The organism is Vibrio sp. MEBiC08052 (assembly GCF_001506075.1).
GTDB lineage: Bacteria > Pseudomonadota > Gammaproteobacteria > Enterobacterales > Vibrionaceae > Vibrio.
Map to the genome: position 1 here is coordinate 3597049 of NZ_KQ947475.1, position 19315 is coordinate 3616363.

The 19315-nt window shown below is 46.6% G+C and carries 17 protein-coding genes; 10 read left to right on the forward strand and 7 right to left on the reverse strand.

The features are described 5' to 3' along the window. Nucleotides 1-114: 114 nt before the first annotated feature. The 3 genes from VRK_RS15440 to ascF all read right to left on the reverse strand — a co-directional run bounded on the left by VRK_RS15440 (nucleotide 115) and on the right by ascF (nucleotide 4414). Nucleotides 115-1002: a trypsin-like serine peptidase gene (locus VRK_RS15440; protein ID WP_059122191.1), complete on the reverse strand. Its 888-nt coding sequence runs from the start codon at nucleotides 1000-1002 to the stop codon at nucleotides 115-117. A 431-nt stretch (nucleotides 1003-1433) separates the two neighbouring features. Further along, nucleotides 1434-2864, reverse strand: coding sequence for a 6-phospho-beta-glucosidase (ascB, locus tag VRK_RS15445; protein ID WP_059122192.1), 1431 nt, complete (start codon nucleotides 2862-2864; stop codon nucleotides 1434-1436). A gap of 65 nt (nucleotides 2865-2929) precedes the next feature. After that, entirely contained in the window at nucleotides 2930-4414 is a 1485-nt protein-coding gene (ascF, locus tag VRK_RS15450; protein WP_059122193.1) for a PTS cellobiose/arbutin/salicin transporter subunit IIBC, read from the reverse strand. Between the two features lie 234 nt (nucleotides 4415-4648). Here ascF and VRK_RS15455 point away from each other — a divergent pair, with 234 nt between their 5' ends. Then, nucleotides 4649-5173, forward strand: a complete 525-nt coding sequence (locus VRK_RS15455; RefSeq protein WP_059122194.1) for a gluconokinase — start codon at nucleotides 4649-4651, stop codon at nucleotides 5171-5173. On the opposite strand, the gene VRK_RS15460 is transcribed toward VRK_RS15455, so the two are convergent. After that, entirely contained in the window at nucleotides 5174-6181 is a 1008-nt protein-coding gene (locus VRK_RS15460) for a substrate-binding domain-containing protein (protein WP_059122802.1), read from the reverse strand. A gap of 57 nt (nucleotides 6182-6238) precedes the next feature. Here VRK_RS15460 and VRK_RS15465 point away from each other — a divergent pair, with 57 nt between their 5' ends. The 9 genes from VRK_RS15465 (at nucleotide 6239) to VRK_RS15510 (ending at nucleotide 14201) form a co-directional block, all read left to right on the forward strand. Then, nucleotides 6239-6433, forward strand: coding sequence for a hypothetical protein (locus VRK_RS15465; protein ID WP_059122195.1), 195 nt, complete (start codon nucleotides 6239-6241; stop codon nucleotides 6431-6433). A gap of 351 nt (nucleotides 6434-6784) precedes the next feature. Then, nucleotides 6785-7117: a metalloregulator ArsR/SmtB family transcription factor gene (locus VRK_RS15475; protein WP_059122197.1), complete on the forward strand. Its 333-nt coding sequence runs from the start codon at nucleotides 6785-6787 to the stop codon at nucleotides 7115-7117. 15 nt (nucleotides 7118-7132) lie between these two features. After that, nucleotides 7133-7603 (forward strand): arsenate reductase ArsC, encoded by a 471-nt coding sequence (locus VRK_RS15480; protein ID WP_059122198.1) that lies wholly within the window; start codon nucleotides 7133-7135, stop codon nucleotides 7601-7603. Between the two features lie 2 nt (nucleotides 7604-7605). Beyond that, nucleotides 7606-8322, forward strand: coding sequence for an arsenical resistance protein ArsH (arsH, locus tag VRK_RS15485; protein ID WP_059122199.1), 717 nt, complete (start codon nucleotides 7606-7608; stop codon nucleotides 8320-8322). A gap of 9 nt (nucleotides 8323-8331) precedes the next feature. Further along, complete coding sequence (gene arsB / locus VRK_RS15490) at nucleotides 8332-9351, forward strand: ACR3 family arsenite efflux transporter (RefSeq protein ID WP_059122200.1); 1020 nt, start codon at nucleotides 8332-8334, stop codon at nucleotides 9349-9351. Between the two features lie 2 nt (nucleotides 9352-9353). Beyond that, on the forward strand, nucleotides 9354-10346 hold the full coding sequence (locus VRK_RS15495) for a permease (protein ID WP_059122201.1): 993 nt from the start codon (nucleotides 9354-9356) through the stop codon (nucleotides 10344-10346). Between the two features lie 5 nt (nucleotides 10347-10351). After that, nucleotides 10352-10591, forward strand: coding sequence for a thioredoxin family protein (locus VRK_RS15500; RefSeq protein ID WP_231735791.1), 240 nt, complete (start codon nucleotides 10352-10354; stop codon nucleotides 10589-10591). A 118-nt stretch (nucleotides 10592-10709) separates the two neighbouring features. Further along, nucleotides 10710-11138, forward strand: a complete 429-nt coding sequence (gene arsC / locus VRK_RS15505) for an arsenate reductase (glutaredoxin) (RefSeq protein ID WP_059122203.1) — start codon at nucleotides 10710-10712, stop codon at nucleotides 11136-11138. 1176 nt (nucleotides 11139-12314) lie between these two features. Beyond that, nucleotides 12315-14201: a methyl-accepting chemotaxis protein gene (locus VRK_RS15510; RefSeq protein ID WP_059122204.1), complete on the forward strand. Its 1887-nt coding sequence runs from the start codon at nucleotides 12315-12317 to the stop codon at nucleotides 14199-14201. 142 nt (nucleotides 14202-14343) lie between these two features. Here the strand turns inward: VRK_RS15510 and VRK_RS15515 are convergent, their stop codons facing one another. The 3 genes from VRK_RS15515 to glgX all read right to left on the reverse strand — a co-directional run bounded on the left by VRK_RS15515 (nucleotide 14344) and on the right by glgX (nucleotide 19192). Then, nucleotides 14344-15048, reverse strand: a complete 705-nt coding sequence (locus VRK_RS15515; RefSeq protein ID WP_059122803.1) for a DUF445 domain-containing protein — start codon at nucleotides 15046-15048, stop codon at nucleotides 14344-14346. Nucleotides 15049-15221: 173 nt separating this feature from the next. After that, nucleotides 15222-17051: an ABC transporter ATP-binding protein gene (locus VRK_RS15520; protein ID WP_059122205.1), complete on the reverse strand. Its 1830-nt coding sequence runs from the start codon at nucleotides 17049-17051 to the stop codon at nucleotides 15222-15224. A 137-nt stretch (nucleotides 17052-17188) separates the two neighbouring features. Next, a complete protein-coding gene (gene glgX, locus VRK_RS15525; RefSeq protein WP_059122206.1) occupies nucleotides 17189-19192 on the reverse strand; it encodes a glycogen debranching protein GlgX in 2004 nt (667 codons plus the stop codon). Between the last annotated feature and the right edge of the window lie 123 nt (nucleotides 19193-19315).

Here is a 19315-nt window from a genome sequence, read left to right on the forward strand (position 1 = left end):
AATAGCTGTATGCAGAGACGTTAAACGCCTGTGAAAAGTGGACACACCCGATACAAACTGCAATCTGACATTATCTGAGTTCAGCATCCACTTCGAAGGTTGGCTTTATTATGTTTATTTGCACCCGTTAGAAGCGAATTGATACAAATTGGCGGTATTACTATCAAAGTATGGGCTCCATTCATCAGAGTTATTACCTCTATAATGGAAAGAATTCAACCCGACAGCATAGTTACTACCAAGCCACGCTCCGCCACTATTGCCACTACGCATAGGGTTACCGCGCATTTCAACGACCCCACCAGTAATTTGGCCCTTGGTGCCTGTAACTTTGTACATATATTTACCGTTACCATAGTTACTAGGATAACCAATCGCAACTAATTGAGAGTATGGGATTCCTGTTTTTAACCGCATGTATCCTGCATTTGAGTTAGCATTGGTTTTAATAAATGCGTAATCCCATTTATAACGCCCGTTACCCCCATTCACCCAGCCACTTTTTGTGCTTAAGCATCTGGTACCAACGGCTTGGCCGCCGCCATTAGAATAAGCTCTGCGAAATACGACATTCGACGCCCAAGCACCACTTGTCGCTCTGACACAATGGGCTGCAGTCATCACAACACTTGTACTGCCGACAAATTGAGCAGAACAGCTATAGTTATTCCCGTTCAAAGTAAAGAATAACTTGCCACCCTTGTTGTATGGCGATGAACTAACATCAGCTCTGCTCGGGGTACCCAAGATTCCAGGTTCAGCACCTATTATTTGTTCGGGTGCCTGTTCGATTGGAAACTCTTGGAGTGCTTTAAACTCTTCTTCTGAAATCTCCGGGGTTGGATAAGGCACCGCTTTTTCCATCTCCTCCGGAGTCCAATACTCAACGGCCGTATTGATTTGTTTTTCACTGACCTGAAAACTTTCAGACTCATTTACATCGTTTTGAGCAAACGCGAAAACAGGCAATAGTAAAGTAGCTAGGATCAGTTTGTTTGACATAATATTTCCCTGTTGTTTAGTTGATTAAGTTAATGATTAGACTGCTACTTCTACTTCTACTTCTCAAAATCATTCATAATTTATTATTATGAAATCTATTGTATAAATTTTATTATGAGAATTATTGTATATATCAATGAAAATACAAGTCAAATGATGAATAAAAATGATGTGAAGTAGCGATTCCTGCCCGGAAAAGCTTAATCATTCTTCCTTGAATGATTTTCTTGGTTTGGTGGTTAAGCTGATTTGAGTGAAACAGTTCGGTGAAACAATTCAGTAAAACATAGTAAAAGCGAAGCCAACTTGAACGATGCTCTCGGGTGAAAAATCCACAAATGGATTTTTTAGGATTGGATGGACAGAAAGAAACAATCCCCTTCTCCTGAGGGAGGTTGGGGGAGAAGAGGATTGTCAAACCCGGTCAGCTGTTAACTGATATCTTGCCCGTTGCTGGCAATGACTTTTTTATACCAGTAGAACGATTTTTTCGGTGTCCGGTTCAAGGTGCCTTGGCCTAAATTGTCACGATCAACATAGATGAAACCATAGCGCTTACTCATTTCGCCGGTGGATGCCGCCACTAAGTCAATACAGCCCCAAGGGGTAAAACCCATCAACGGCACACCATCTCGCATCGCATCGCTCATGGCCTGAATGTGCTGGCGCAGATAATCAATCCGGTAGTCATCGTTGATGTTGCCGTTCTCATCCGGAGTATCTTTGGCCCCTAGACCGTTTTCGACCAAAAAGAGTGGTTTCTGGTAACGGTCATACAGGGTGTTCATGGTAATTCTCAGTCCGAGTGGGTCGATCACCCAGCCCCAGTCGCTGGCCGGTAAATGGGGGTTACGAATCGATTTCACCACATTGGCGGCACTGGTGTTGCCGTCATTCATATCGGCAGATGCACAGCGCGAGGCATAGTAACTGAAGGAGATGAAATCGACGGTATGCCTGAGAATTTCAAAATCTTCGGCTTCGGTCTGAAGTTGCACGCCTTTTTTCGCGAATACTTGCTGGCTGTATGCCGGGTAATAGCCGCGAGACTGCACATCGATAAAGAATAAGTTCTCGCGGTCTTTTCCCATTGCGGTAAAGACATCTTGCGGTTTACAGGAATAAGGGTAGAAGTTCCCCCCGGCGAGCATGCAACCGACTTGGTTTTGCGGGTCAACCTCATGGGCGATTTTGGTCGCCAGTGCGCTGGCAACCAGTTCATGGTGCGCGGCTTGATATTTGACTTGATCGTGGTTTTCACCGTCTTGGAACAATAATCCGGCTCCCGAGAACGGACTTGCCAGTAAAATATTGATCTCGTTGAAGGTCAGCCAGTATTTGACCAGACCGCGGTAGTGTTCGAAACAGGTGCGGGCATAACGCGTAAAGAACTCAATCATCTTGCGGTTGCGCCATGAGCCATATTGAGTGACCAGATTCATCGGCACATCAAAGTGACATAAGGTCACCAGCGGCTCAATGCCATACTTATGGCACTCTTGAAACACGTTTCGATAGAAATCTAAGCCGGCTTGGTTGGGCTCGGCATCGTCACCATTGGGGTAGATGCGGCTCCATGCAATCGACAGGCGGAACACTTTGAAACCCATCTCTGCCAGCAAGGCAATATCTTCACGATAGCGGTGATAGAAATCGATGGCATGATGGCTGGGATAGAATTCATCCTCACTGAGTGTGACGCTGGAAACCTGCCCCAGTTTAATCGGTAGCCGGTTCTCACCGTATGGGATCATATCCACGGTGGTTAAACCTTTGCCGCCCGCAAGGTAAGCCCCTTCAGACTGGTTGGCGGCAATTGCGCCTCCCCAGAGAAAATCTTGTGGAAAATGCAGATCAGACATGTGTTTCCTCTTCAATGATACAAGCCATCTTGATGGGCAGATGACTTGAACCGTTTTAGTGCTGGTTAAGCTGTTGCTTGTGGTGATGTGGCTTTGCCATCGTCAGGCCGATTGATCGCCGATTGCGGGTCAGTGCTGACGGTCGGGTCATCCTCGACTTGTGGATCATCCTCAAAGCCGAGTACCAGCGTCAGAACGAATGACAACACAATCGCGAGGGCAATCAGACCAAACACCCACACAATACTCATCGGGTCGTTGACATCAAAGAACTGCACGCTGGTAAACAGGCTCGGTGACGCCATCGAGTGGCTGGCTAAACCGCCCATCCCGGCGAGCGCACCGACAATGAATCCGGTAATCATGGTCGCAATCAGCGGCCGTTTCAAGCGGACGAGTACCCCATACAGCGCCGGTTCAGAGATTCCGGCAAAAATCGCTGAAGCTCCGGCTGCGAGAGCGGTTTGTCTGAGTGCCGTGCTTTTGGTTTTATAAGCGACGGCTAAACATGCGCCGCCCATACCTAAATTCGCCCCGATTTCAGACGGCATCACCATGCCTTCACGACCTGTTTCAGCAATGGTTTGGATAATCGTCGGGGTAAACACGCGGTGCATTCCGGTGAGTACCAGCAGCGGCCATAATGCCCCCATAATCGCGACGGATAACCAGCCGAGGGTGCCGTGAATGGTATACACCACCGCTGAAATGGCTGTCCCGATCCAGATACCGACCGGGCCAATGATCACAATGGCAATCGGTGCGGCAATCAATACGATCAGCATTGGCTTGAGGAAGTTTTTGGTCACCACCGGGGTAATCCGATCCACCCAGCGCTCAATGTATGATAGCACCCAAGTCATCACCAGTGCCGGAATTACTGTGTAGGTGTATTTTACCGAGGTAATAGAAATCCCGAACAGATCGACCTGCTGGCCTTGTGCAGCCTGAGCCATCAAGTTGATAAAGTTGGGATGAATCAGCACCCCGGCTATCGCAATTGCCAAGGACATATTGGTTTTAAATTTAATCGATGCGGAAGCGGCAACCATCACCGGCAGGAAGAAGAACGCACCGTCGCCAATGGCTTTCAAAATGATCAATGTTGAAGCATTGGGTTCAACCCAACCGCTCATTTCTAACACCATCGCTAACAGTTTGACCATTGAGCCGCCGATAATCGCCGGGATGAGCGGTGACATGGTGCCGACAAGTGCATCGAGCATTTTCGCGCCGATGACTTTTGCCGTCAGTTTTTGTTTTTTCTCCGTTGCGGGGGCGGTGTGTGTTGCGCCATCAAGGTCAATCAGTGCCATGACCTCTTTGTAAGCAACGGCCACTTCGTTACCGATGATCACCTGAACTTTATCGCCATTATCGACAACACCCATCACGCCCTTGATTGCTTTGAGCTGAGCGATATCAACCAAGCTCGCGTCGTTGAGAACAAAGCGGAGTCGCGTCATGCAGTGGGTCAGTGCGGAAACGTTGTTTTTTCCTCCCACATGGGCAACAACTGATTGCGCAATTGTCTGGTAATTATTGGACATTTTTCTCTCCTAGAAACGCTTCCCGGTGATGTTCATTGATGATTCGTGCGACTTTGATGAAAGATCTGAGCCGGAAAAATCCATCTATTTTGTTATTAAATTGGTTGAGCAAGTGACTTTACAGGTCTTTAGGTTACCGGTAACATGTTACCGGTAAAGTTAACTGGGTAAACCCTAATTTTGACGTGAATTTCAAAAATGAGATCATGCGCAAGTTTGTGATGAGGATTGAGTATGTCAGGTAGCAGTATTGTCGTGATGGGGGTTTGCGGTTGCGGTAAAAGCACGATTGGTGAGCGATTAGCCGACCGACTCGGGCGTCAGTTTATTGATGGTGACGACCTTCACCCCAGCGCCAATATTCAGAAGATGGCAGCGGGACAGCCTTTGGATGACACTGATCGTCAACCATGGCTGGCAAGAATCCGCGAGGCTGCTCATCGTTTCGAAAGTCAGGATGAACACGGTGTGTTGGTCTGCTCGGCATTAAAAAAAGACTATCGTGACCAAATCCGCATGGGGAACAACCATGTGACTTTTGTTTTTCTTGATGGTGATATGGCGTTGATCCTTGAACGAATGCGGATGCGACAAGGTCATTTTATGAAAGAAAATATGGTGAAAAGCCAGTTTGATACGCTGGAGCGACCCGATCAGGAACCCCAGACAATTGTCGTCAATATTGAGGGCAGTATTGAACAAGTGGTCGAGCGGATTGTGACTGCGCTTAAAAAGGCACAAGTGCCGGCGGTGATGTAACTAAATACTTTCCCCTTCACGAATCATATAGCCCATATCAATTATAGGATTGGCAATCGGTTCGTTCTTGAGTCGTGCGAGAATTAACTCTGCGCTTTTTTGCCCGATATCAAAACGGGGTGTATCGACACTGGTGATTTTTGGGCGAATGGTCTTACCAATATCTAAAGCGTTATATCCCACAATCGAAAGCTGTTCAGGGACTTTGATCCCTCGCTGTTGGGCGGCGAATAAGGTGCCGATGGCGATATCGTCGTTGGTACAGAAAACGCCGTCTAGGTCAGGGTACTGTTGTATCGCCTGATCCAGTAAATCACCGGCCAGCGAAAAACTGGAGTGTTCTTTGGTGAGAATGTGTTGCGTTGCTAACCCTGCTTCGAGCATGGCTTTATCATAGCCAAGCATCCGGAGATGCGTTCGGGTATCCAGACGGGCACCAAAGTATGCGATCGAACGTTTCCCTGCGGCAATCATCCGTCGTACCACTTGGTAAGAGGCATCCAGATGATCCAGCCCGACCACCATATCAATGGGAGAAGGGGGCAACTCCATCGTTTCAACCACGGGGATTCCGGCATTGTGGATCATCTGTAAGGTTCTTGGGGTATGGTTGCTGGCAGTGAGAATTAATCCGTCCACCTGATAAGAGAGCAGCGAGGCAATTTTACGTTCTTCTTCCTGTTCATCATAACCAAAGTGAGCCAATAGCGTTTCATAACCATTGGCCTTCGTCACGGTCTCGATACCTTGCATAAACGAAGCAAATATCTGGTTAGACAGTGAAGGAAGTAACACGCCAATTGCATTGCTGGAGGCACGAGACAGCATGGCTGGTGCGCGGTTTTCGATATACCCCAGTTGTTCAATCACTGCGGCGATTTTTTCCTGAGTCTTTTTCGCTACCGATTGTGGATTGCGCATGTAGCGAGAGACGGTCATCTTCGTTACGCCGACCGCATCGGCTACGTCTTGTAAGGTGGTGCGGTTCTTCTTCGGTTTCGGGGGCATAACGGTTGTTTTGGTCATATTTCATCGGCTGCAAATCAGATCGGAGACCATCTTACCTTGCGTTTGCTTTTGATAGAAGGGCTGGTGGTTGAGAACGCTGCTTCTATCGGGTTTTATTCAATCAATGGTTATATTGAGGAAGGTGAGTTTCTCCAGTCTTTGGCTCCTAAGTTTGACGCACAATTTCTTTCTTCGATTTCTGTCACATCGGTACTCAGTGCGCCGGTTACTCTTGCCAAGATGCAAGCGTAACCAGAAGACTTTTTGTTTGATTGAGTCGCACGTTATCCAGAACCGGCTTTTACGGGCGTCCTGCCCGGAAAAGCCTAACCATTCATCCGTGAATGGTTTTCTTTGTTGGGTGGTTGATTTGAGTGGGGTGAAAGATTTTTCAGGCCAATTTGAACGATGCATTCAGGGGAAAATTCAGGACGAATTTCAAGCAGTTCTCTAGCGAAAAAGTTGAGCAGGAGCGAATAAAACCATCGCGGCTCAGTTAACAACGTCAATGAACCAAACATTGTGACACTCTCACTTACGGAGTTGACATGTGGGAAAATACATATATGATATTTAATATATGTATTTTAAGAGATGTGAAATGTGACTCCATTACAGTTTTTCAAATGCTTGTCTGATGACACCAGACTCAAGTCAATTCTGATTATTCATCAACTCGAAGAAGCTTGCGTGTGTGATCTCATGGCAGCACTTGAGCTTGACCAACCGAAAGTTTCACGCCATTTAGCCGAGCTACGCAAATGTAATATTTTGCGAGATGAGCGCCGTGGCAAATGGGTCTATTACCAGCTACATGAACAGCTTCCTGACTGGGCTAAAGAGGTTGTCCGTCAAACGGCTGAAAGCAATCACAGCTATTTTGCTGAAGCTTTGTCAAAACTGAAAGCAGCCAAGCAGCAAGTTTCATCCTGTTAATCAAAAGGAATACCCATGAAAATTCTTTATATCTGCACCCACAACCGTTGTCGAAGTATCTTATCTGAAGCCATCACCAATCATGTGGCCGGAGAACGGATTGTTGCCAAAAGTGCCGGGAGCCAGCCTGCGGGGGTCGTACATCCGCTTTCTGTCCAGTACCTGAAAGAGGCCAATATTTCTGTTGAAGGTTTGCAAAGCCAGTCATGGGATGAGTTTGAAGATTTCAAACCCGATGTGGTTGTGACCGTGTGTGATTCTGCTGCCGGAGAAGCCTGCCCGGTGTGGTTTGGCAATTCCGTTAAAGTCCACTGGGGACTGGCAGACCCTTCTAAAATAGAAGGCAGTGAAGCAGAAAAAGCACAAGGGTTTCGCGCCTGTATTGCTGAAATCACAGCACGGGTTAACCAATTACTCCCCATCGCAGCACAAGACCTCTCCCCTGCCGAACTCAAAGCGGAATTGGCGAAGTTAGGAGCGCTGTAGGTATGCGTCAAGACATTACACTGCCGAATATTGATGAAGCGCGGCTTGATATACCAACATTTGATAAGTGTCAGAGTACACCGACTGACCATGCGCCGCGCATCCTTTTACTTTACGGCTCGTTACGAAAGCGCTCATTCAGCCGCTTAGTGGTCGAAGAATGTGCTCGCCTACTCACGCGAATGGGCGCAGATGTGAAAATATTCAACCCCGAAGGCCTGCCACAGACAGATACCGAAGATGAAAGTCACCCCAAGGTGAAAGAACTCCGGGAATTAATGATGTGGTCAGAAGGACAAGTGTGGTGCTCGCCGGAACGTCACGGCGCCATGAGCAGCATATTCAAAAGCCAGATTGACTGGGTGCCGCTGAGCATCGGTGCCGTGCGGCCGACGCAGGGTAAAACGTTAGCGGTGATGCAGGTATGCGGTGGCTCACAGTCATTCAATGTGGTGAATCAGTTACGGATTCTTGGCCGCTGGATGCGCATGGTCACTATCCCAAATCAATCCAGTGTGGCGAAAGCCTTTCTTGAGTTTGATGAAAACGACCGGATGAAACCTTCCTCCTATTACAATCGTATTGTTGATGTGATGGAAGAGCTCATGAAGTTCACTTTATTGCTGCGGAGTAATAAAGACTATTTCGTAGACAGGTATTCTGAACGTGTTGAGTCAGCTGAGCAGTTAAGTCAGCGTGTCAATCAGCGTTCTATTTGAGGGGGAAATATGGGCTTGTTTGAACGCTATTTATCTGTGTGGGTGGGGATTGCCATTGTGATTGGTATTCTCCTTGGCAGTGTTGTCCCTGATGCTTTCGCTGTCATCGCCGGTCTCGAATATGCACACGTCAATCTGGTGATTGCCGTACTCATTTGGCTGATGATTTATCCAATGATGGTGCAGATTGACTTTTCTTCATTGAAAGACGTGGGTAAGAAACCCAAAGGTCTCGCCCTCACACTCGTGATTAACTGGTTAATCAAGCCGTTTACCATGGCTTTCCTTGGCTGGTTATTCTTCAAGGGGCTGTTTGCAGACTGGGTTGATCCACAAACGGCAACTGAATATATCGCCGGCATGATCTTACTCGGTGTTGCGCCTTGTACCGCAATGGTGTTTGTCTGGAGTCAACTGACCAAAGGCGATGCGAACTACACGCTGGTGCAGGTTTCTATCAACGATATCGTCATGATCTTTGCCTTCGCACCGATTGCAGGAATGCTATTAGGCGTCACTGATATTACCGTGCCGTGGGATACATTATTTCTGTCTGTCATCTTGTATGTGCTGATTCCGCTGATTGCCGGCGCAGTCACCCGCCAAAAACTGGATAAGGCAGATGACCATTCACGATTGAATCAGTTTTTAGCAACGATGAAACCTTGGTCAGTTATCGGGTTACTGGCAACCGTCGTTTTACTCTTTGGTTTTCAATCTGAAACGATACTGGCGAAACCGCAAGCGATCGTGCTGATTGCTATTCCTCTGCTTATTCAAACTTATGGAATTTTTGCCATTGCTTACTTTATGGCAAAGCAAATGAAGCTACCTCATAACGTCGCAGCTCCTGCCTGTATGATTGGCACATCTAACTTCTTTGAACTGGCAGTTGCCGTAGCGATTTCGTTGTTTGGCCTGCATTCAGGCGCAGCACTTGCCACTGTGGTTGGGGTGTTGGTGGAAGTTCCCGTCATGCTGTCATTGGTATGGTTTGCTAACCGTACTCGTCATTGGTTCGGAGCGTAAACATGTTTGAAGTGTTCACCCAATTCGCCGACTGGCTGACTTATTCAGTGTTCTCACTGTCACCTGCGTCTAAATTGGGTGACGCTGTGCATTTTTTTATCGAAGATGTCAGTAAAATCTATGTTCTATTGGTTGTGATGATTTATGTCATCGCCTTACTGCGAGCATCTCTCAATGTTGAGCGTGTCAGAGATTATCTTGCAGGCAAGCACAAAGGTATAGGATACGTATTAGGCTCTTCTTTCGGCGCTATTACACCCTTCTGTTCCTGCTCTAGTATTCCCGTTTTTTTGGGCTTTACGTCAGCGGGGATTCCCGTTGGTATCACAATGGCCTTTCTGCTCACTTCGCCACTCATCAATGAAGTCGCAGTTTTACTGCTGATGAGTCTGCTGGGATGGAAGTTCACGTTGGCATACGTTGCGATCGGGATGCTTGTCGGCATTTTGGGGGGCGTATTTCTGGATTTCATCAAGGCCGAACGATGGCTACAAGATTTTGCAGCAAAGGCCCTGAAAAATGCGCAAAACAGCACCGTAACCGCAACATCGGCAACACCACAGAAAATGACGTTTTCAGCAAGACATCAGTTTGCCAAAGATGAAGCCGTCGAGATTTTTGGCCGGGTGTGGAAATGGGTGATTATTGGTGTCGGTTTGGGTGCCGCCTTACACGGTTTCATCCCTGACGGCTGGATAGCACAACACCTCGGCGACGGCCAATGGTGGTCAGTGCCTGCGGCTGTGCTCCTAGGCATTCCACTCTATTCTAATGCCACCGGCGTCATTCCGGTAATGGAGAGTTTAGTCGTCAATGGATTACCTATCGGAACTACGTTGGCGTTTTGCATGAGTACCGTTGCGGCCAGTTTCCCTGAATTTATTTTATTGAAACAAGTGATGCAATGGCGATTATTAGTCACCGTCTTTTTGATGTTACTAGTGTCCTTTACTTTGGTCGGATGGCTATTTAACGCCTTATCCATTTATATATGAGGTGAATGATGAAAAATATTAAAGTGCTCGGCAGTGGCTGTGCAAAATGCACAAAAACAGCAGAACAGATTGAGAAAATTGCGGCTGAACTCGATGTAGAAGCCAATGTGACAAAAGAAACCGACCCACAGACGATAATGCAGTACGGCGTCATGAGTACGCCAGCCGTTGTCATTGATGAACAGCTTGTTCATTCGGGCTCGATCCCTCAACCAGCCCAGATAAAAGCGTGGCTGAATCGTTAAGCAACTTAAGATTTGGCGTCTTAGCTCATGTGAATATTGCATTTCGATCGGCCATGGTCGTGATTGTCGAGACGCTTTTGTGATGCCGGATGTTCAATGAGAAAAATAAGGTAAAGTTATGATTGTGATACATCACAACCCTGAATGTGGTACATCGAGAAATGTTTTGCAGATCATTCAGGATGCAGGATATACGCCTGTCATCGTCGAATATTTACAAGACGGATGGACCCGAAATCAGTTACTGGGGCTTTTTGCAGCGGCTAACATCACGCCCCGTGAAGCGCTGAGAACGACCAAGTCCCCAGCCAAAGAGCTGGGATTACTCGATGAAAATGTCACAGATGAAACGCTCATCACTGCAATGCTTGAGCACCCGGTTTTAGTCAATCGGCCAATCGTCTGCTCGCCGAAAGGAGTCAAATTATGTCGGCCAAGTGAAGCGGTACTGGATTTACTCGACAACTGGCCGGCGGGCCCGTACTTCAAGGAAGATGGAGAGCAAATTCTGGACGAACAGGGCTGCTTGATATCTGAGCGTAAATAAAATCAATACACAAACGGGATACGACATCATCAAAATCGCTTGGTACTTATAGTGTCAGTATCCCTTAGTAATCACACTAATACATTTTAAATACTAAGTAATAAACAGATGCTTGTGTTTTAACTTAGTTTTTCACATCTGTACTAAAATTGTTTATTAGTTTTACTGAGCTAGGCTGGATAATTACTATTCACTAAAGTTTGTTGTTCCATTGCGGGTTTCGGATAATTAGGTATCACTGATGGTGAGAAATATGACTATAATCACCACAGTTTTACCTAATGAAGAAGAAATTTCTTTGACGAAGTTCAGCTGTCACAAGTTGTAAGCTGACTACCTATCCTACAAATGTCAATATGAATCCTATTAGGATGATATCTCCGTATTGTCTCCATAAGCTGCTATTTTAAAAGCAGCTTATAAAAACGTGTATCGAATTATCAGATAGGTAATCTACGGCAGATTTAAATTATGAATTGGAGTCGTACTCTGATTTTATTTTTTTAAAGTATTCTTTTACTCTTTGATTATGATGTATATCTGATCCCCGAATAAGGTTTGCCTTTAAGTTATTTATACTTTCGTTTAATAAATATTTATGCTGTTCAATATGGTTATTCCCCCATAGTTAAAGCAGCAGCGGCGGTGGAACTTGTTGTCGAGCGGAAAAATCGTCGCAAACTCCGAGTTGATTTGGACGCATAGCTTACCGAGCTTTTCAAACATTGTAGGATTTGGGCAGGTAGTTGGTGCAGGAGAGGGTACAGGCAAAGCATCTTTCAGTCGTCTGATGAAGTTCAAATACAGTTTGCTCGAGGCGTTTATCTTTCATGGCATAACCGAACATAGCGAAACTATCTTTTCCTCTTCGAATGTCTGCACGTTTCCCCTTGAAGCATTTGTATGTTTACACGACAAGTGTTACCCCGATTTCAGTTTTGTTGAAAAATATAGAAAAAAAACACGAATGAACTACGTTATATAATATAAATTTATATTTTGTTTGTTTTTGTTTCGATTATCTTTGTGATTTATCAAAGTATGACGGTCATCATTGTCATATGCCGGAAATTGGCAGATAAAGTCAGGATACTTTGTCATTGAAAACATATCGTCATTGAACAATATGCTCATTAGGGAATATGTTTCATCACCTCAATTAAACAAGGTGTGTCTATGTTTAAAAATCTATCATTAAAAAATAAGTTAGCGATATCTGCCAGTATTGCCATCATTGTTGGTTGCATATTGGTCGAAATCATTTCATTTAATGCCTCTTTGGATCGATTATCCGTTTCTGTCGAACAGCGATTACTGAGTACCAGTGCTTCTTATAATCAATATGTCGCTGATTGGTTGAAGTCGAAAGAACTGGCTTTGACTTCTTTATCTGAAGAAATTCAGGAAGGGGCCGTGGTTGTTCATTTGAAGCAGATGAAGCGTGCTGCGGGCTTTGAGAATGTATTCCTTGCTTACCCTGACGGCAGTCAGAAGAATGCCAATGGGGTCGTGTTGCCACCGGGCAACAATGATCCCAGAAAGTGGGGTTGGTACATCAATGCGAAGAAAAATCCGGATAAGGTTTTCATGGATAACCCGACGGTTGCTGCGGCCACCGGGAAAAATGTCGTTTCAATGGGGAAAGAGGTCAATCTGTTCGGTTCGAAATTAGTGCTGGGCATCGATATTGAACTGAATGATATTCTCCATAGCCTGAAACAGGTGATTCTACCGGGTGATGGTTATATGTTTATCACCAATAAGGTGGGGCATATCTTCACTCATCAAGATGTTTCTTTACTGAATCAGTCGATTGAAAAGCTGGGGATTCCTTTTGCTGATATTCAGAATATTGTCCGCTCCGGTCAAGATGAAGTGATAGAGATTCAGGGGAAAAAATATGTGGTTTACGCACGGGCGATCCAAGGCAGTGATTTGATCACGGTAGTGGTGATTGATCAGCAGTCTTTGGTCAAGCCGCTTTATCATACCTTGTATAGCCAACTTGCGGTAACGGGGGTGTTGGTCTTGATCGGTGTCGCGCTATTCAACTGGATTTGTAATATATTATTCCGTCCGTTGAAGAACGTCTCTGATGCGTTAGAGCAGATCGCAGGAGGCAGTGGTGATCTGACGCAGCGTATTGAGATCCGTAGTAATGATGAAGTGGGCAGAGTCGCGCATGGATTTAATACCTTCGTCGATAGCCTGCAACAGTTAATCGGTCATATTCGTCAGCAATCCGATGCGCTAACCATGATGTCGCAAAAGAGTACCGAACGGGTCAATCAGACCGCAGAGGAGCTCTCGGTTCAGCAGCAGGAAATTACCATGGTTGCAACCGCAGTGACGGAGATGGCTTCTGCAACGCAGGAAATTGCCTCTCATGCAGAACAGACCGCACACTCGGCTCAGAGTTCTTCTGAGAGTACCCAGCACGGGCATCAGTTGGTGATGAATACCAGAAAGTCGATCAACCATCTGGCGAGTGAAGTGACTCAAGCCAGCTCAGTGATTTCAGAGCTTGATCAGCATTCTGCGGCAATATCGGCAGTGCTAAGCACGATTCAGGGGATTGCGGAGCAGACCAACCTGTTAGCCTTGAATGCCGCAATCGAGGCTGCCCGGGCCGGGGAACAGGGACGTGGATTTGCGGTGGTGGCTGATGAGGTTCGGATGCTGTCTCAGCGGACACATACTTCAACCGAAGAGATCAAATCGACGATTCAAACGCTGCAGGAAATGACCAAAAGAGCGGTCGGTTTTATGGAAAATAGTGCCAAACTGGCCGAAAGCTCGGTTCAGGATGCTGATCATGCCAGTCAGGCTCTAGAGGAAATCCTGACCTCTGTCGGGCTGATTAGTGATATGGCGACGCAGATTGCTACCGCAGCAGAAGAGCAGACCCATGTTACCGGTGAGATTACCCAAAATATTACTGCGATTAAAGATGTCACGGAGGGGCTGGCAAGTGGTGCCGAAGACGGGTTGCGTCAGACCAATGAAATGAAAGATCAGGCCATCGCCCTGAATTCGAAAGTGGCAACGTTTAAACTGGATTAATCTGTCGATTGATACAACGAAAAAACCACGTGGATATCCATGTGGTTTTGTTGCTTCAGTAGCGTTTATCATCAAACGGTCTGTAATGATCACAGTCGGCAATGACAATCATCTGTTGTGGTATCTGTTATGGCAACGACGGTTACGATAAGAGTGCTGTAATCACACCGATGAGCCCACCGAATACACCCCCCCAAATCACCAGCCAGCCCAAATGTTCTTTAATCATTTTCTGCACCATCTCTTTGACCAGTTGCGGGGTTAACTCACTAAGCCGCTGATCGATGATCTGTTCGATGTTCTGACGGATATCTGCTTTCATCGTCTCGGACTCTAACTGCTCTTTCAGAGCGCTTTGGACCGAATCACTGTGACTGATTTCAACCATCGCTTGCTGCATCTTTTCGACAAAAGGCTGTTTGAGCGGCTGTAGCGCATCGGTTCCGCCAAACATTGCCAGCATTCCTCCGAAAGATGACTGAGCAATGGTTTCAACTAATGCATCGAACGTCGGATTAAAATCGACTTGCGCGATCACCGGTTCCAGACTGAATTGACTCGTTTGATTCAGTTCTTGATCGAGAAATTTATCAATATTGGTATTGGTAAAAAACTGTTCCATCATCAGAGATTTGATCGCGGAACGAAACGCATCAAAACGTTTGGGAATCACGCCTGAACCGTATAATCCGGGTACTTTCTCGAAGAGCATATGAATGGCGAGCCAGTTGGTGATCGCACCGGAAAAGGCAAATAGTCCTGCAGTGAATAGAATATCTTCGTTCAGCTGATAGCCTGCAAATATACAGAGAATTGCAATCAGGTTGGTATAAAGGCTTTTGTTGATCATGTTGGTGTCTCATCTCCTGAAAATCTCGAAACAGGCGGATTTTAGAAGAAAACGGTCAGTTTTAGAAGGAAAGCCTTGATTGCGGAGAAAGAAACAATCAAGGCTGATTGATGAAGCGGCGCACGGATGAGAAGAGCAGCATGAGCACCGCCGTGACTCATGCTACGGATTTACTTACAACCGATAAACCCGCCAGTCTGATGTTCCCAAAGATGCGCGTAAATACCATGTTTGGCGAGTAACGCTTGATGCGTCCCTTCTTCAACGATTTTGCCTTGATCGAGCACGATCAGACGGTCCATGGCGGCGATCGTTGAGAGACGGTGAGCAATCGCAATCACGGTTTTGCCTGCCATCAATTCATAGAGGCTTTCCTGAATGGCGGCTTCCACCTCTGAGTCGAGCGCTGAAGTCGCTTCGTCCAGAATCAGAATCGGGGCGTTTTTCAGCAACACTCGGGTAATTGCGATGCGCTGGCGTTGTCCGCCGGATAACTTGATACCGCGTTCTCCGACTTGCGCATCATAACCTCGATTACCATGCAGGTCAGAGAGGGTTTCAATAAATTCATGAGCGTGAGCCTGTCGTGCAGCGCAAATCATCTGTTCTTCAGTCGCTTGAGGATTACCGTAGAGAATGTTTTCACGGATGGAGCGATGAAGCAGAGATGTATCTTGCGTGACCATACCAATCACACGGCGGAGTGAATCTTGAGTTATCTCATCGATGGCCTGACCGTCAATGCGGATTTGACCGCTTTCGACGTCATGAAAACGTAGCAGTAGGTTGACCAGCGTTGACTTTCCGGCCCCGGAACGTCCGACAATCCCGACTTTTTCTCCGGGCCGAATATGCAAGTTTAAATCATTGATGACATTGATATCGGTGCCGTAGCGGAAACGGACGTGATCAAATTCGATCGCACCTTGGGTAATCTGTAACGGTTTGGCATCCGGTTTGTCTTGAACTGAAATCGAGCGGGAGAGCGAATTCATCCCGTCCACGACGGTACCCATGTTCTCAAACAGTCCGCCGATTTCCCACATGATCCATTTGGACATCCCGTTGATCCGCAGTGCCAGCGAAATCGCTACGGCGATGGCACCGACGGTAATGGCTTGCTGTGACCACAGATAAATCGAAATGGCAGAAATAGAAAATAGCAGTAGGTAATTGGCGGCTTCAACCGAGATATTAAATCCGGTGACCAGACGCATCTGGCGGTACACTGTGCCGAGAAATCCTTCCATACTCTCTTGAACATAGCTTGTTTCCCGGTGATTGTGCGAGAAGAGTTTTACCGTCTGAATGTTGGTGTAGCTGTCAACGAACCGTCCCGTCATGGTTGAGCGGGCATCGGCTTGGAGTGACGAGACATGTTTGAGCTTCGGTACATAGAAAAACTGGATGCCGATGTAACTGATGAGCCAAAGCAACATGGGGAGCATCAGACGCCAGTCAGAATCGCCAAGCAGCACCAAAATAGCGGTGAGATAAACACTGACGTAAATAAAGACATCAACCATTTTCATCACGGTTTCGCGAATGGCCAGTGAGGTCTGCATGACTTTGGTTGCAATCCGGCCGGCAAATTCATCTTGATAAAAAGAAAGGCTTTGTTTGAGCAGGTAGCGGTGTGCCAGCCAGCGAATTGACATCGGGTAGTTGCCGAGCATCGACTGGTGGATCAACAGCGAATGAATCGCGACAATCAGTGGCATTGCGATTAGGATCAAAACCGTTAGTCCGATCAAAAGCGGTTGATTATCGGTGAGGAATGTTTCCGGCTGACTGGAAGAAAGCCAGTCCACCAATCGACCCATAAATCCGAATAGGGCGACTTCAATAATGGCGATTGCCATACTCAATACAGCGATGATAATTAATGGTTTGATAAATCCCTGAGTGTAATGACGACAAAACGCCCATAAAGTGGCTGGCGGTTGTTGTGGCTCTTCTAAGGGAAAAGCCTGCGTAAACCCCTCAAATCGCTTAAACATAAAGGTCCTTTGGTTGCGGTAATATCTCGGTAAATCACGGAGAAATCGTGTTGTTCTCAGAGCAGACTGTCACCCTGCGGCGTGGAAGAAAACAATAAGCCTCCATTATAATCATCTTGGGAGGCTTTCACAGTCTGCTACGATCTGGACATTTGCTGAGATGAACAATCCTGAGATGCACAATAGAGAATGGCAAAAGACATGGCAGGTTGTAACCGTTCATTCTTGGTGGTGGTGGACATCATTTCAAAGGATGCGGTATCACATAAAATTTGCCATACCTGCTGACTTTCGGGGAGAGAAAACCGGGCTGGTGCCTTGGTTCGATTGATCAGGTAAAGAATTTCATCACCAGTATCGCCGATCCCCAGATGCAGCGACACACTATTGAGTTGGTTCCAGTCGTCCTGAGTCATCAGTGAGCCGTCCACTTTGCGCCAGAAAACACGGTTGGAGTTGCGTGAGTCGCCACTGAACGCCTGAATAAACGGCACCATATATTTTTCCCGGGCGGTGACGAGTTTGCCCAGCCAATCCTGAAACTGTTGTTCATCCTTGCCTAACTGCCATTTGAGCCAACTGATTTCGTTATCCTGACAGTAAGCATTGTTATTGCCTTGTTGCGTATGAGACAGTAAGTCGGCAGCCAGTAAATGCGGAATGCCAAATGAGAACAGTACCGTGACCATAAAGTTCCGCTTTTGCTGCATCCGGATTTTATTGATCTCGGTATCTTGGGTCGGGCCTTCGATTCCATAGTTTTCAGAGCGGTTGTCTCCGTGCCCGTCTCGGTTTTGTTCACCATTAGCTTCGTTATGTTTGTGTTTGTATGACACCAGATCTTGGAGTGTGAAGCCGTCATGATAAGTAATGTAATTAACCGTCAGTTTGAAAGGCCAGTTTGCGGCGCTGTACAAATCTCGGGAACCCATGATTCGGGTTGCGAATTCTTTGAGATATCCCTGATCGCCACGCCAGAAGCTGCGACTGATATCTCTGAGTTTGTCGTTGGTTTCGTTCCAGCCGAACGGAAAGTTACCGACCTGATAACCGTTTGGCCCAATATCCCAAGGTTCTGCGATTAGTTTGATTTGCTTGAGCACTGGGTCTTGAGCCACGGCTTTAAAAAACGGTGCATCCGGACTGAACGTTTCTCCGGATCTGCCGAGGGTTGCGGCAAGATCGAAACGGAAGCCGTCGATGTGATATTCACTGACCCAATAACGAAGTGTATCCATGACCAGATTGAGAGACGTCTGATAAGCCAGATCAATCGTGTTGCCACAACCGGTGAAATTGGCGTAAGCATCTTCATGGGTGATGTAGTATTTGGGATCTAATCCTTTCAGATTGAAGATTGGCCCATCGGCACCACCTTCGGCGGTATGGTTGTATACGACATCCAGAATCACTTCAATACCGGCCTGATGCAGTGTGCGGATCACTGTTTTCAGCTCAGTGACCGGGTCGTCAATGGCGTAGCGCGGGTCGGGAACCATAAATAGATACGGATTGTATCCCCAGTAATTGACCTGCTGTGTTTCCAACAGGTGAGACTCATGCATACACGCAGCGATAGGCAGAAGCTGTAGCGTTTTAATGTGCTGTTTTTGATAAAACGCCATCATTTCCGGGTGAATCAGACCGAGATATTTTCCGCGCAACTTGGACGGGACATCCGGATGCTGTTGTGTCAACCCTTTCACATGAGTTTCGAATAAAACGGTCTCTTCCCGCGGAATATCGGGGCGAGATGTCCCCTGCCAGTCAAAGCTGTCATCGACCACCACACATTTAGGCAGTTGAAAGCTCGATTTGATGGTGAACGGAGGTTGATAGCTGAGTGGTCCATCAAGCGATTTCGCATAAGGGTCGGAGATATATTGCCACTTTTTTGGGTCTGGTTGCTTGATGAGATACCCATATTTTTGACCGACGCGAATCCCAGGAATATAAGTAAACCGGATTCCGGCATATTCACCGTCGAGTGTATATGTGTCGTAGTATCCTTGTTCATTGAATAATGCGAGCCGAATGGACGGGTTACCCGGTGCATAGATAGAAAAATTGCATCCGTCGGCATCCAGTGTGGCACCTAAAGGATAAGGTTGAGATTGGACCGTATCGTTCACTTTATGCATTTAGTTTCCCACCCGATTATCCTTACTCGTGTTGTTTCTGCTAAAAACGGTTCTAGTAAAAAACTTTGTCGTGCATTGGTCAAGTGTTCGTCACAAAATGTATGTAGATCACGCGAGTGTCAA